Source organism: Enterobacter sp. RCC_40 (genome assembly GCF_041360735.1).
Taxonomy (GTDB): domain Bacteria; phylum Pseudomonadota; class Gammaproteobacteria; order Enterobacterales; family Enterobacteriaceae; genus Enterobacter; species Enterobacter ludwigii.
The window spans coordinates 781764-795089 of record NZ_JBFUPR010000001.1 but is presented as its reverse complement, the minus strand read 5'-3'; the positions used below and the strand labels follow the sequence as shown (position 1 = coordinate 795089).

The following is a 13326-nucleotide window of genomic DNA, read 5'->3' as shown; positions in this document are numbered from 1 at the left end:
TCTTCAGATTTTTAATGGTGAAGTCAATCTCCCTCGCAGCAAAAATTCACGTGATTATATGTGAATTCGCAGACTAACATCTTAACGCTCTATTAATTCGGCGAATCTCTCAAGAAATGCACTAAATGCAGCTTTCGGTAGCATCGGAACGACTTTAATTATAACCGATGGTGATATATCTCGCAGGGAAGGATAGTCTAATACCTTTTCCATACCCAGGTCCCTCGCTTCAGTAGCGAGCATGATCCGATCAGCATGCTTAACTTCTGAGGCTTTACAGGAGGAAATATTAAATTTCACTCTGATCAATGACTCAATTTCTTTCTCAAGGTTTATATACTGCGGCATACATTTTTTTAAAGGAGAAGGGAAATCTTTTATGTAAGCCTCGGTGGCATCATGAAGAAGCCCTTCCAGAGCCAAATGCACTGGCGTTAAATAACTTACCAGAACGGAATGCTGAGCCACTGAATAGAAACTTTCGCATTGCCCACCAAAACGGCATTCATTTGACAAGCCCTTAGCGATATCAATTATATCTATATCATTTATACTGAGATTAAGAAAATCAATTTTCTTGCCGCTAAAAGTAACGATAGTGGTTGCTGAATGCATAAAACCGCCCCAAATAAAATAACTCTCAGACCATTTACCTGGAGTATAAAAAACGCTTTATCGAAAAAAAAGGACGCATGTCCTTTTTTCGAAAGGAGTTTTATTATAAGAATTGATGACGATTTGAGAAAATGGTATAGATGCGCCAGAAATATCATCGCTGACAGGTTAACCTAGGGATGCCAGGCATATGACTTGAGATTATTTCATGCGCAATCTATAATAATTCACAAACAAAGCGTTGAGTCACCTTTATGAAATCATTACAAATAGATTTATCACATTCTGACATTCTGAACTCTAAACTTAAATTCATTTTACCAGATGACATACTCAGCAGAGCTAAATTACTGATTTTTAATAAGGGAGAGATTTTACTCCACCAAGGAGATTCCCCATCGGGAGTTTACTGTTTAATTAAAGGTAAGGTACAAATAGAGCATTTATCTAAAGATGGTAAAGATATTACTTTTTGTATAGAAGAACCTCTCTCTGTGATTGGTGCCATTGAAATTTTCCAACATGATAGCACCAGCAGAAATCTGAGTACAGTAAAGATCCTTAAGACGTCAACGATAGTTTATTTTTCACTTAACTATATAAATACTATTGGATTAAATGAGCCAGTTTTTCTTCGTTTTCTTTGCCAACAACTTGCAAATAAATTATTCATCTCTTCTCAATTAAAAACCACTATGTGTTTAAGTTCATTACAGAGAGTGTCAAATTACCTCATGAATGAATATAATAAACATGGTTCCGTTATCAGGCTTGAGCGAAGAGAATTGGTCGCATCATTTCTTTCCATTTCGGTGAGACATCTCAATCGAGTTTTAGCAGAGTTACAAGAAAATCAAATCATAGAACTCAAGAATAAAACGATTATAGTGAAAGACAGTGAATCATTAAAGCCAGAGTAATCTGCAAATAACCTTCGCACCACATTCTACCACAGCCGCTTTCAACGCCATCGGAAGATGGTTCATTTATATGAAGCCTTTTTTAATCACAATTTTTTTATTTTATAAAAGCACTAACCATATATAAAAACTATGGCGCGCGATTTTTTCACAAATATCTTAGCGAAGTTAGCGCTCAGAATACTAATCGTTATTGAAGCGAGACCGACTGGCATGTCCACTAAAAAGAGATAGATGTCCTTTTTTTTGGATGCATTGTTCGTCATCTTATCTCGTGACAAGCTTCCTTACTGAGAGAAATACTATGAGAAAATTACTTATTGATACTGATACCGCTTCTGATGACGCAGTCGCTATTGTGATGGCACTCAGAGAGCGTACCGTTAGGGTTGAAGCAATAACAGTAGTCGTTGGTAACTGTGAGATCGAACAGTGTGTTCAAAACGCATTAGTGAGTATTGAAAAAGCCGGAACATATGCTCCTCCTGTATTTTCCGGAATGACAAAGCCGCTTTTTAAAACCCACTTCACTTCTCACCATATTCATGGCAAAGATGGTATGGGTAATATGGAAAATCCCCCCACCACCCTAAAGTCGGAATCACTTCATGCGGTAGATGCGATTCTTCTTTATGCAGAAAAATTCAAAGGTGAACTTGAGATCGTTACCCTGGGACCTCTGACTAATCTGGCAATGGCAGTACTGAAGGAACCACCGCTTGCGAAAAAAATTAAACATGTTTATATCATGGGCGGTGCCGGCCTTACTTCGGGAAATATCACGCCTCTGGCTGAGTTCAATTTTTTTGTTGATGCGGAAGCCGCTAATATAGTGATGCAATCAGGGCTCCCTATGACAGTCGTTGGGTGGGAAATAGGCATGGGAGAAGCTTTCATTAATGAAGATGATATAGCATACCTCAATCAACTGAGCCCCTTGGGTCAGTTCGCCGTAAGATGCAACAAATCCTTGATGGAGTTTAATGCAGGCCGAACGGTACGCAAGGGTTTTGATTTGCCAGACCCCACCACCATGGCAGTAGCGCTTTTTCCTGATATTGTTGAGGAGGCGTTTTCCCGTTATTCCTGGGTGGAGTACAAATGTGAGTCATCGTATGGACATTATGTTATCGATGCGACAAACCTTACAGGGAAAGCACCTAATGCCAGAATTATACTTAAAATAAAAAGTGGTATGTTCAAAGAGAAATTATTCTCGTTACTCGCAGACTCCGCAATGATGTATAGAGGAACTTTAGATGCATTTTAATTCCCGAAGGATTCCGAAAATTGAGCTTCACGTTCATTTGGATACGTGTATTAGCTATCATTGCGCAAAAATGCTGATGCCTGCACTGAATCTTAAAGTATTTCAGTCGAATTTTATCGCACCGAGTCAATGTACTGACCTGGGAGATTTTTTAAGAAGAATTTCTCCGCAGCTGAGCTTATTACAAACCCACACTGCATTACGTCAGGCCGTCGAAGACATGTTTGATCAACTCCATGCTGATGGGGTAATTTATGCTGAGTTACGCTTTGCGCCACTCTTACATCTTAATCAATATCTTACGGCTGAAGAGGTCATTGAAACCGTCCTGGATGCCATGCAGATAAATAGCCATATTTTTGATATCAAAGCCAATTTAATATTATGTACACTGCGTCATTTTACGGCAGAACAGAGCCTTGAGACGGCAAGACTGGTGACAAAATACCTGCATTATGGGGTTGTCGCGCTTGACCTTGCAGCTGATGAAGCCCGCTACCCGCTGGATAACCATGTTGAGGCGTTTAATTATGTACGCCAGCATGGAGGCAACTGTATCGCACATGCAGGAGAGGCTAAGGATTTCGTCAGCGTAAATGAAACGCTTAATAAACTGAAAGTTTCTCGCATCGGACATGGCGTCAGAAGCATTGCTGACAGAGCGACACTAGATCGGTTGCTTGAAGAGCATATCCATCTGGAGATTTGCCCGGGTTGTAACATTGTCTGTAATATTTATCCTTCCATTGAAGAGCACCCTGTTAATGCGCTTTTTCGTGAAGGCATTTCATTAAGCATTAATACTGATGCCAGAACCGTTGCCAACACCTCACTGGATAAAGAATATCAACTATTACATCATGTTTTTGGATGGGACACAGAAGAATTTCTGGTTTGCAATATCAATGCTATTGACGCATGTTTTGCCTCGCTACCGCTGAAGAAACAACTCAAAGCCAATCTTACGGGGTGATAATCCCAGACATACATTTAAACAACAGGCATGAGCGCTCATAACATCGAATATGAAATAACATGACCACATTTTTGTATCTAATACTCTGTGCGATGTCTACCGCCGCCGGCACCGATATGGTTTTGCCTGCTATTCCACTTTTTGCTACAGTCTTTAATATCTCATCGGAGATATCACAAAGGATACTCTCCATATATGTAGCAGGTAATGCCTGTGGTTTATTACTATTTGGTAACCTGGCCGATCGCTTCAGCAAAATCAGGATGCTCTTCTTTGCGCTACTTTTATTTTCACTAACTTCTTTTGGTTGCGCGTATGCTCCAGAAATAACACTTCTTTTAATATTACGATTTATACAAGGGATGGCTTCTGCTGCAGCATCAGTTTTCATCCCTGGATTTATTAGAGGTTTGTTTCCTCATCGGAAGGCAGCCCGGGCAATTGGATTGTTAGGGAGCATACAGGCATTAGTTCCGGCGATAGCCCCTGTAGTAGGTACACTTATCCTGCAGTTCTTTAACTGGAGAATCACGTTTATCTCTCTGGGCGTACTGACGATGGCTTTAGCTGTAATGATAAGGTTTGCAAAGGGACCAGAACGAAACCCAGGCCAGCACACGCCTGGAACGTACGTACAATTATTGAAAAATGCTGTTTATCTTCGCTATGCATTGAGCCAGGCTTTGGCCGTTGGCGGTCTGATAACGTTCGTATTCGGAGCACCAAGCGTCATTATCCTTTCCATGGGCGGGAACCTGAATGACTTCATCCTTATGCAAATGTTGAACGTAGGAGGTTACATCATCGCCGCCAACATTTCTCCGGGGTTGGCTGAACGTTTTAGCCATGAAAAAGTAATTCTTGCCGGCACGCTTATGGCATTGCTCAGCGCCTTCGCGCTATCGGGATATGGTTTCCTGAACGGAAGCCGGGCTTTTGTTATGACCATACTCTTTACGCCAATGGGTTTTGCGCTGGGGTTAAGGGGCCCCGTCGCCTTCTACAGGGGTATCGTTTCTGCAGGCAGTAATGATGCCAGAGGATCTGCGCTTATGATTTTCCTCACCTTCATAACGACTGCGCTGGGGTCACTCATAACTGGACATTTTATTACGGGTGGGCTCACCCCTCTTGCCATGTCAGTCACCGCCATGTTCTTACTGTCATTTTTGCTTTTTGTGTTATTGCCAAAACTGAACCGCCAGTGAATAAACAACAATGGGTAAGTCAATATTCTTTACAGCAGTGCATGAACGCTGTTGAAGAGTCGCTTCGGGGCGCAGCGGACATTGCACCCGCCCACCCCGGCAGTTAAAGCAAAGTAACTCCCCGGTACCTGTCTTGTCAGTCACCAGACGTACACTTATCAGGAACCCGAATCCGCCTCAATCAGGATAGGTCATCGGCGTCCGGTTTCTGCGCACGGTGGATCTTGTCACGGATCTTATCAACTGATGCTTTGATGTCAGCAATGATGTCGGCATCCATGCCAAGGGTATCCACGATACAGCGCGTGATAGTGCTGGTCTCGCTTTTCAGCGCCTCACCCTTCTCCGTTAGGTGGATAAGCACTTCGCGCTCATCCTTCGGATTGCGTGTCCGGGTGATCAACCCCGCAGTCTCCAGACGCTTCAGTAAAGGGGTCAGCGTGCTGGACTCAAGAAAAAGAATTCCACTCAGTTCCTTCACTGTTCGCCCATCCTGATTCCACAAGGTGACCATCACCAGATACTGGGGATAGGTCAGGCCAAGCTTATCGAGCATGGGACGATAGAGCTGGGTAAAAGCATGTCCCGCTGAGTAAAGAGAGAAACAGAGCATACCGTGCACATCGGGCAGGGAATCCTCGGAAGTAGTGTGTTTAGTCATATGTCCTCCAGTCCCCCTAAAATAATTTGCATACGATTTAATTGCAAGCGATTGACAAAGGCAAAAAGGGCTGCCATATTCATTTGCACACAAACAAGTCGCACACAAACTAATAGCACAACACATGACAGGAGAACGAAATGACAACTTTCACCACCACAGACGGAACAGGCATTTTCTACAAAGACTGGGGTTCAGGTCAGCCTATCCTCTTCGCTCACGGATGGCCGTTATCGTCTGATGCCTGGGATCAGCAGATGCTGTTTTTCAGCCAGAAGGGTTTCCGGGTCATCGCACACGACCGTCGCAGCCACGGGCGTTCGGACCAGACTTTCCACGGCAACAATATGGATCAGTATGCGGACGATCTCGCTGAGCTGATTGAGGCGCTGGATCTGAAGGATCTGATTTTAGTGGGTCACTCAACAGGGGGCGGCGAAGTTGCACATTATATCGGTCGTCATGGTACCTCACGTGTGGCTAAAGTCGTTCTGGTCGGCGCTGTCCCTCCTCTGATGCTCCGGACGGATGCCAATCCTGACGGCACCCCGATGGAGGTGTTTGATGCCATCCGCGAAGGCACGGCCAAAAACCGCTCACAGTTTTTCTTCGACCTGACGGTTCCGTTCTATGGCTTCAACCGTGACCATGTCCCCACCAATGACGGGTTACGTGAAAACTTCCGCAGAATCGGCCTGCAGGGCGGTATTAAAGGGCAATATGACTGCATCCATGAGTTCTCTGAAGTCGATTACACACACGACCTGCAGCAGATTGATCGCCCTACCCTGATTATTCATGGCGACGACGACCAGATTGTCCCCATTAAGGCATCTGCACACCGCGCCGCTGAGATCGTCGCGAATGCGACGCTGACGATATATGCCGGTGGTTCACATGGACTGGCGGAGACAGAAGCCGATCGCTTTAACGCTGACGTACTGGCCTTTATTCGCAGCTAACAAGGTGGCCTGTTCCAGACAGGCCGCAACCATCATACGCATAGCCTTTAAACTGAATTGAAAAGAGGAACGATCATGTCCAAATTTGCTGCCTCCCTTGCCGTTGCCACCGTTTTGCTGTCTGCCAGCGCTATTGCAGAAACCGCTAAGCCGACTGTTGTCCTGGTTCATGGTGCCTTTGCCGACTCTTCTAGCTGGAATGGCGTTACCCAAATCCTGCAAAAGGACGGGTATAACGTCGTCGCTGCGGCGAATCCGCTGCGCAGTGTTTCGACTGATGCGGCTTACGTCTCTTCCGTGGTGAACAATATTAAGGGGCCGGTCGTCCTTGTCGGCCATTCCTATGGTGGCCAGGTCATTACGAACGCGGCCCGTGATACAAACAATGTGAAATCGCTGGTGTATGTCGCCGCATTTGCTCCGGATGCCGGTGAAGCGGCGGCCGACCTGGCCGGAAAATTCCCTGGCGGCACGCTTGGCCAGGCGCTCGCCGCACCGGTGAAGCTGGCTGATGGTAGCGTCGATCTCTCCATCGACCAGGCGAAGTTCCACCAGCAATTCGCACATGACGTTTCAGCTAAAGAGGCGGCGCTGATGGCCGCAGGGCAAAGACCGATTACCGAAGCGGCTTTAACTGAAAAGTCAGGGGCACCTGCCTGGAAAAAACTGCCCTCTTACTTCATTTACGGTGACGGCGACAAAAATATCCCCGCCCAGGGTTTGCGATTCATGGCTGAACGCGCGGGATCAAAACACACCGTGGTGATCAAGGGCGCATCCCATGTCGTGATGGTTTCTCATCCGCAGGACGTTGCCACACTTATTGAGGAAGCGGCGAAGTAAACATCGCTCTCCCCCCTGAACGCCATCCCTCGTCTGAGGGATGGCCGTATTAGTAATGCCTCTTATGTTCCTGCCGGTATCCGTGAAAATGACATCAGCGGTATTCTTAATAATCCCAGGGACCTGGAATGCAACGGAACGTATCGCCGTCGACAGCAACATGGCAGACAGACGGGAATGAGAGATGAGTAGCGATCAATGACTCCCTGTTATCTGCCAGTTCCTGCAGCAGACGAATGCGAATCTGTGCCGCTTCTTCGGGATAATGGTCGAAACCATTGAACCAGTCAGGATGTTCAAACCCAACCTGGAAAATGGCATCGCCGGCAAAGGTGAGTCGTTCCCCCTCAGAGGCCAGCCTTACCACGCTGTGTCCGGGAGTATGCCCGCCTGTACGAACGACACGCACGCCGGGTGCAACCTCGTATTCCTCTTCGAATGTATGCAGTTGAGTCTGGTACGCTTCCAAAAATTGGGTAGCGGTTTGGCGCAGTGCTTCCGGGAAACCAGGCGGCATGGAGACCTGTGAAAAATCGGGGTCACGCCAAAATTCCACCTCAGCAGCAGCGACATGAATGCGAAGGTCTGACCGCATGCGCGCTTTCACACCCTCAATAAGCAGCCCACCAACGTGATCCATATGCAGATGCGTGATAATCACATCCGTGACGCTGGCAAGATCTATCCCCGCTGACGCCAGGCGGTTAACCGTTCGACCGGCGCGGGGTAAATCAGGGAAAGCCTCCCCCATCCCTGCATCAACCAGGATCGTCCGGTCACCGCTATGCACGAGAACCACATTTAAGGCCCAGTCGAGAAAATCGGCAGGCAGAAACTTATCTTCAAACCAGTGGGTACGTTCGGAGGCCTCCGCGTTATGACCCAACATGGGTCCAGGTAATGACAACACGCCGTCACTGATCACCAGAACATCAATCTTACCGACCTGTAGTGCATAACGTGATGGCACCTTTTCATAAACGGCTTCCCCATGCGAGGTGCCATTAACCGGTGCTAACGACGCTGCATCATTCTTAGATATCGCCATATTTCCTCCAGACAACATAATTAATCGATTTAAGGGTATACACACCGTCGAAATGACTTTTTCCCCTCTGTTATTTCCCATCATCAAAAATAAACATGCAGACAGAACACAATGAAACAGGGTTAAAACATCGCTATACTCTTATGATGCCCACTGTTATTAACAGGTATACTCATGAAAAATCATGATATTCCTCTTGACGATGCCGTTCATAAAATGGCTCAGGTATTAAAGAACCGACCTGAATTAGGCATAGACAGTGGAGATGCGCTGCAAATTCGCTGTTATCACTGGCCGCATGGGCCATTGCATGAAACTATCCCGCCACTCGATCAACATGTGATTATTGCTCACGTTGGACATATGCAGCGTGTTGAGCGAAAAACAGAAAATAAAATCGTTCAAAACACGATCCGGAAAGGCGCCATCACGACAATTCCTCAGGGAAGTACGTCTCGCTGGGATATTGCTGGTCTTGTAGATGTTATGCATTTATATATTCCTGATAATATTTTCGCCGATCTTCTGAATCAAATGGAGATACCCACTGCAGAGTTACTCTTACGCACAGCGCATTTTGATGAGACGGCATCAAAAATCACGCTGGCCGTTGCGGAAATCATTTCGGACAATAACAAAATTAACCAACTGCTCTGCGAGCACTTAACGCTGTCATTAATATTACAGTTAATAAAAAACCATCCCAACACGCTGACAGCCGCAGGTCAGTCGCAAGGAGTATTGTCTTCGCGCGCATTAAAAATGGCGCTGGAAAAACTGGATAACAGCCCCATAGGGGATGTCACGATTAAATCACTGGCTCTTGAGTTGGGAGTTTCCTCAGCTCATTTCTGCCGTGCCTTTAAAAACAGTACCGGCTTAACCCCGTACGGGTGGCTTAAGCAGCGCGTAATGGAACGCGCTTTCCACGAGTTACAACACACCGATAAACTGATTACAGAAATTGCCATTGAAAGCGGCTATGGCTCGCAAAATGCATTCACCCAGGCCTTCAGAAAAATAACAGGCTTGACTCCCGGTCAATGGCGTGAAAAAAAGAACACACGTTGATGCTGCCAGCCGCCAGGCAGCATCAATAGAGATGCCCTGTTACGGAACAATAATATAATCAGGGTTAGCAACAGAAAACATTTTCTCTCTGTCGGGTTCTGGCGGATAAATCCACTGAGTATTAATTTCCTGCTTTATTTTTTTCGCTTCCATGCCCTGGTACATAACCTGATGATCCCAGCCTTCCGTGTAGACCGCCCCCCATTTGCCCAGATCAAGACAGGTAACATATTTTGGCTGGCTGTAAGAATGCAGCGGTAATCCCAGTATTTCTGCTGCCGCGTTATGACCGGCGACGCGCCCCAGGCTCATCGCATGCTGGCAGGACATGACGTTATAATTACCTTCATCATCCGTAGGGACTTTTACGGTATCGCCGGTAACGAAGATACCCCTGGCGGCAGGTGCCCGCAGATACGCATCCCCAATAACACGGCCCAGATTATCGTGGTCGCCCGGGATGAGCCCGGCTAACGCGCTGGCCCGCATTCCCGCCGTCCATATCACCGTTTTGCTGGGGATAAATTCATCGTCCGAAAGCATCACCCCCTCAGCGTTGATTGCGCGCACTCTGACGCCCGTTCGAACAGTCACGCCATTACTGGCCAGCGCCTGATTGATGATCTCACAGGCATCCTCGCCCATCGCCTGACCAATTTTGTTCGAACTGTCCACAATAATAACCTGCAAATGGCGCTCCGAACCCAAGAGGTCTCTGAGGCGTTCCGGCATTTCAGTGGCGGTCTCAAGCCCGGTCAGGCCCCCACCGGCGACAACAACAGTATTTCGTGCGACAGAATCAGGCTCTGAAGCTAACGACATGAGGTGTTGCTCCAGTTCATGAGCAGCATTCAATGAGTTCACGTCAAAACTGTATTCCGTGATCCCCGGCAGTTCAGGGTGAAATGCCTGGCTTCCGGTGGCCAGCACAAAACTGTCAAAATTAACCGAGGTTTCGCCACTCTCTTTTTTTACCGAGATAGTTTTATTTTCTGCATCAATACCGGTGACATAACCGGCAATATAGTGCACACCCGCAGCCTCAAGAACATGCAGAATAGAGGGTGCCATATTTTCAAGTACGGCTTCATACAATCTTGGGCGAATGGTTAATGCAGGTTCCGGAGAAACCAAAAAAATCTCAATCCGATCATTTGCCTTTTCCATATGTACCAGCCTTGCTGCTGAAATGGCGGCCCACATACCTGCAAAACCCGAACCGGCAATAATAATACGTTTTTTCATAGCGATACCTGTTAACAGCGGATGATGAAAATGTCGTTACCGCACCAAGAGTAGTGAAAGTCAAACCTGCCTGCTCTAGCAAAATTGATGTGCTTTAATCAAATTTGATGTTTTTTTATCAGCGCTGCACGCGTCGCTAAATTTGTCCCATCCCGCCATCGACAGACAGGTCGATACCCGAAATAAAACTGCTTTCATCCGATGCAAGAAACAGCGCTGCCGCGGCAACCTCGTCGGGTTTGCCTAATCGACCTAACGGAATACGACTTGCGATGCTGGCGTCAAAAATCTCGCGTTCGCTCAGGGAAACGCCCATTTTACTGATAATCGGTGTGGCGATGGGTCCTGGGCTCAGGCAATTCACGCGGATCCCACGACCTTTAAGGTCGGTCGTCCAGCTGCGGGCAAAAGATCGCAGCGCGGCTTTTGAGGCGGCATAGATAGTGTGGCCATCGAACCCTTTATAATGCGCAATGGAGGACGTTAATATTATCGAGCCACCGTCGGACATTAACGGGAGGGCCTGTTGCACGGCGAAAAACGTCCCTTTTACGTTGATATCAAACTGCGTATTAAAATCATCTTCGGTGGAGGCCGGGAAATCGGAAAGCACAATAACGCCGGCATTTGCAAACATCACATCCAGCTTGCCGTACTTTTCGTTAATAATGCGAAAGAGGTTTTCATGGCTTCGTATGTCACCGATATCATGTTGTATTGACAGTGCATTATCGTCACCGAGCTCATTCATCGCCTGCTGCAGGGTTTCTGCATTCCTGCCAGTGATAATCACCTTTGCACCTTCTTCAATAAACCGTTTGGCCGTGGCCAGTCCGATACCGCTACTGCCTCCGGTAATTAACGCGACTTTATTGTCTAACTGTTTCATGATGATATTTCCTGTTATTACTGCTCAGACAGAGCGATCACTCGTAAGCGTGAATACGCGTGGCAAGTGTATTTCTGCGTTCATTAAGTAATTCGATAAGCGTGTCCAGTGCCCGAAGTTTTTCTCTGTGCTGCGCCAGACACTGGATAAAACGCGCATCATCCATGTCGCTTACCTGAGAAAACTTTTCCAGCTCTGCAATCTGTCGGGTACTGAACCCACATTTTAAAAGCGAGGTTATCCATCTCACTTTCTCGACGTCTTTTGCGTTGTAATTCCGATAACCGTTGTCCAACCGCTGAGAAACAATCAGTCCTTTAGCTTCATAATGTCTTAGCACTCGGGTGCTGACGCCAGTGAGCGCCGCCAGTTCAGATGGTCGCATACCTTTCTCCTCGTCATAGATGCACTCTACAACATTGACACTAGTGTCAATGTAAAGAGCCTAGCGCTAGCTGGAATGTAAGCAGATATTCCTGAGACAGGCAAAATTAACTCCGCCAACGAAGATTGCAGCAATCTTGATTTTGCCTTGACCGTTTATTGATTAACGGTCGGGATAATCAGCCTGTTCAGACAGAACTGCCCGGCGCTGACAGCGCCCTCTGATGAGATTGCAAGGAGAAACAATAATGGGCTTTAGACATTCGCTTTTTGGATGGGAACGTTCAAACTTCACGCATTACCAGGCGGCTTATTATAAGTACGGCGGCAGTGTTAATACTCACCCCGACATTATCAATTTCTTTATGCAGAAGAAGGAAAAAGATTTCGCATTCTGGCATTATCGACGCGATGGCGAGGTCACCGCAGCGTACTTTACCAGTGATAAAAATACCTTCGGCCTGAATGTCTGGCGCGATTACCCGGTATCTTATGATGAAATCATTATCCCCATGGCTGCCGATCAAAAAATCGTTCTGCCAGTAAAAACAAACCGGCTGTCTTCATCGCTGCGTGGGAATATAATAAATGCCACCTATGCTTTTCGTGAAAAACGTAAGGTTTGCCTGATTAAAACGTCTTTCTCAGGTAAAACGGTGAAAAAAAGAAACGGCGAGCTAAGAAAAATGCTGGCTGCGGGCGGAAAATGCATCCCGCTCAGAGAGATGTCACCGGCGGATATTGCTGATATTTACGTGCATCTTTTCAGGCTGCGTTTTGCTGACAGCGTCAGATGCTATAACAGGAAAAACATCACTGAACTGTTAACCGCCCTGCCACATATGGTCACCGGCAATGTACTTTTCTTTGAAGGTGCCCCCGTTGCGATAGATCTCGTACTGTGTGCCCGTAGTGAAAAAAGCCTGTATTTTGATGTTCCTAACGGAGGGATTGACCCGTCGATCACCGCATTCAGTCCAGGAAGTCTGCTCATGTGGAAAAATATTGTTGATGCACGAGAAGTGTGTCGCAATGAAAATAAGGCAATGCAATTTTCAATCGGATTGTATGATAAAAAATGGGACTATAAACTGCTTTGGGCCGAAACCCAGCCCACAGGTAAATCACTGGTTCTTTGAACTGTATTCGCCGCCCTGCCCTCAACAATTATTTATCTCCTTTCGGCGCATCCAATAAAACAATAATGATAACCTGAAATATGACAATCACCGGT

General features: G+C 46.5%; 14 protein-coding genes. 8 read left to right on the top strand and 6 right to left on the bottom strand.

Annotated features, from left to right (window positions below; translation table 11 throughout):
* Positions 1-81 precede the first annotated feature (81 nt).
* Entirely contained in the window at positions 82-615 is a 534-nt protein-coding gene (locus tag AB6731_RS03710) for a hypothetical protein (RefSeq protein ID WP_025203966.1), read from the bottom strand.
* 254 nt (positions 616-869) lie between these two features.
* Here AB6731_RS03710 and AB6731_RS03705 point away from each other — a divergent pair, with 254 nt between their 5' ends.
* From AB6731_RS03705 to AB6731_RS03690, 4 genes are all read left to right on the top strand, one after another.
* Positions 870-1535 (top strand): Crp/Fnr family transcriptional regulator, encoded by a 666-nt coding sequence (locus AB6731_RS03705; protein ID WP_371005898.1) that lies wholly within the window; start codon positions 870-872, stop codon positions 1533-1535.
* A 304-nt stretch (positions 1536-1839) separates the two neighbouring features.
* Entirely contained in the window at positions 1840-2805 is a 966-nt protein-coding gene (locus tag AB6731_RS03700) for a nucleoside hydrolase (protein WP_371005897.1), read from the top strand.
* Positions 2795-3778, top strand: a complete 984-nt coding sequence (gene add, locus AB6731_RS03695) for an adenosine deaminase (RefSeq protein WP_040017659.1) — start codon at positions 2795-2797, stop codon at positions 3776-3778. Before AB6731_RS03700 ends, add begins: the two co-directional genes overlap by 11 nt.
* 62 nt (positions 3779-3840) lie before the next feature.
* The gene (locus tag AB6731_RS03690) at positions 3841-4989 is read left to right on the top strand and encodes an MFS transporter (RefSeq protein ID WP_040017661.1); all 1149 of its coding nucleotides are present in this window, start codon (positions 3841-3843) and stop codon (positions 4987-4989) included.
* A gap of 181 nt (positions 4990-5170) precedes the next feature.
* Here AB6731_RS03690 and AB6731_RS03685 read toward each other — a convergent pair whose 3' ends face one another.
* The gene (locus AB6731_RS03685; protein WP_025203961.1) at positions 5171-5650 is read right to left on the bottom strand and encodes a MarR family winged helix-turn-helix transcriptional regulator; all 480 of its coding nucleotides are present in this window, start codon (positions 5648-5650) and stop codon (positions 5171-5173) included.
* 140 nt (positions 5651-5790) lie between these two features.
* Here AB6731_RS03685 and AB6731_RS03680 point away from each other — a divergent pair, with 140 nt between their 5' ends.
* Positions 5791-6612, top strand: a complete 822-nt coding sequence (locus tag AB6731_RS03680; RefSeq protein WP_047356786.1) for an alpha/beta fold hydrolase — start codon at positions 5791-5793, stop codon at positions 6610-6612.
* A 75-nt stretch (positions 6613-6687) separates the two neighbouring features.
* A complete protein-coding gene (locus tag AB6731_RS03675) occupies positions 6688-7455 on the top strand; it encodes an alpha/beta fold hydrolase (RefSeq protein WP_020882412.1) in 768 nt (255 codons plus the stop codon).
* 106 nt (positions 7456-7561) lie between these two features.
* Here the strand turns inward: AB6731_RS03675 and AB6731_RS03670 are convergent, their stop codons facing one another.
* Positions 7562-8503, bottom strand: coding sequence for an MBL fold metallo-hydrolase (locus AB6731_RS03670; protein ID WP_371005896.1), 942 nt, complete (start codon positions 8501-8503; stop codon positions 7562-7564).
* 174 nt (positions 8504-8677) lie between these two features.
* Here AB6731_RS03670 and AB6731_RS03665 point away from each other — a divergent pair, with 174 nt between their 5' ends.
* Positions 8678-9574, top strand: a complete 897-nt coding sequence (locus tag AB6731_RS03665; RefSeq protein WP_371005895.1) for a helix-turn-helix transcriptional regulator — start codon at positions 8678-8680, stop codon at positions 9572-9574.
* Positions 9575-9613: 39 nt separating this feature from the next.
* On the opposite strand, the gene AB6731_RS03660 is transcribed toward AB6731_RS03665, so the two are convergent.
* The 3 genes from AB6731_RS03660 to AB6731_RS03650 all read right to left on the bottom strand — a co-directional run bounded on the left by AB6731_RS03660 (position 9614) and on the right by AB6731_RS03650 (position 12093).
* Complete coding sequence (locus tag AB6731_RS03660; RefSeq protein WP_371005894.1) at positions 9614-10819, bottom strand: NAD(P)/FAD-dependent oxidoreductase; 1206 nt, start codon at positions 10817-10819, stop codon at positions 9614-9616.
* Between the two features lie 136 nt (positions 10820-10955).
* Complete coding sequence (locus AB6731_RS03655; protein WP_371005893.1) at positions 10956-11708, bottom strand: glucose 1-dehydrogenase; 753 nt, start codon at positions 11706-11708, stop codon at positions 10956-10958.
* A gap of 37 nt (positions 11709-11745) precedes the next feature.
* Positions 11746-12093 carry a MerR family transcriptional regulator gene (locus AB6731_RS03650; protein WP_014170408.1) on the bottom strand — a complete coding sequence of 116 codons (348 nt, stop codon included), beginning with the start codon at positions 12091-12093 and terminating at the stop codon, positions 11746-11748.
* Positions 12094-12340: 247 nt separating this feature from the next.
* On the opposite strand from AB6731_RS03650, the gene AB6731_RS03645 reads away from it, so the two are divergent.
* Complete coding sequence (locus tag AB6731_RS03645) at positions 12341-13231, top strand: GNAT family N-acetyltransferase (RefSeq protein ID WP_333191635.1); 891 nt, start codon at positions 12341-12343, stop codon at positions 13229-13231.
* Positions 13232-13326 lie beyond the last annotated feature (95 nt).

What these genes read in the sequence shown, in the direction of transcription:
- AB6731_RS03710 (WP_025203966.1), bottom strand. Translation starts at nt 615, where the DNA reads ATGCATTCAGCAACCACTATCGTTACTTTTAGCGGCAAGAAAATTGAT.
- AB6731_RS03705 (WP_371005898.1), top strand. Translation starts at nt 870, where the DNA reads ATGAAATCATTACAAATAGATTTATCACATTCTGACATTCTGAACTCT.
- AB6731_RS03700 (WP_371005897.1), top strand. Translation starts at nt 1,840, where the DNA reads ATGAGAAAATTACTTATTGATACTGATACCGCTTCTGATGACGCAGTC.
- add (WP_040017659.1), top strand. Translation starts at nt 2,795, where the DNA reads ATGCATTTTAATTCCCGAAGGATTCCGAAAATTGAGCTTCACGTTCAT.
- AB6731_RS03690 (WP_040017661.1), top strand. Translation starts at nt 3,841, where the DNA reads ATGACCACATTTTTGTATCTAATACTCTGTGCGATGTCTACCGCCGCC.
- AB6731_RS03685 (WP_025203961.1), bottom strand. Translation starts at nt 5,650, where the DNA reads ATGACTAAACACACTACTTCCGAGGATTCCCTGCCCGATGTGCACGGT.
- AB6731_RS03680 (WP_047356786.1), top strand. Translation starts at nt 5,791, where the DNA reads ATGACAACTTTCACCACCACAGACGGAACAGGCATTTTCTACAAAGAC.
- AB6731_RS03675 (WP_020882412.1), top strand. Translation starts at nt 6,688, where the DNA reads ATGTCCAAATTTGCTGCCTCCCTTGCCGTTGCCACCGTTTTGCTGTCT.
- AB6731_RS03670 (WP_371005896.1), bottom strand. Translation starts at nt 8,503, where the DNA reads ATGGCGATATCTAAGAATGATGCAGCGTCGTTAGCACCGGTTAATGGC.
- AB6731_RS03665 (WP_371005895.1), top strand. Translation starts at nt 8,678, where the DNA reads ATGAAAAATCATGATATTCCTCTTGACGATGCCGTTCATAAAATGGCT.
- AB6731_RS03660 (WP_371005894.1), bottom strand. Translation starts at nt 10,819, where the DNA reads ATGAAAAAACGTATTATTATTGCCGGTTCGGGTTTTGCAGGTATGTGG.
- AB6731_RS03655 (WP_371005893.1), bottom strand. Translation starts at nt 11,708, where the DNA reads ATGAAACAGTTAGACAATAAAGTCGCGTTAATTACCGGAGGCAGTAGC.
- AB6731_RS03650 (WP_014170408.1), bottom strand. Translation starts at nt 12,093, where the DNA reads ATGCGACCATCTGAACTGGCGGCGCTCACTGGCGTCAGCACCCGAGTG.
- AB6731_RS03645 (WP_333191635.1), top strand. Translation starts at nt 12,341, where the DNA reads ATGGGCTTTAGACATTCGCTTTTTGGATGGGAACGTTCAAACTTCACG.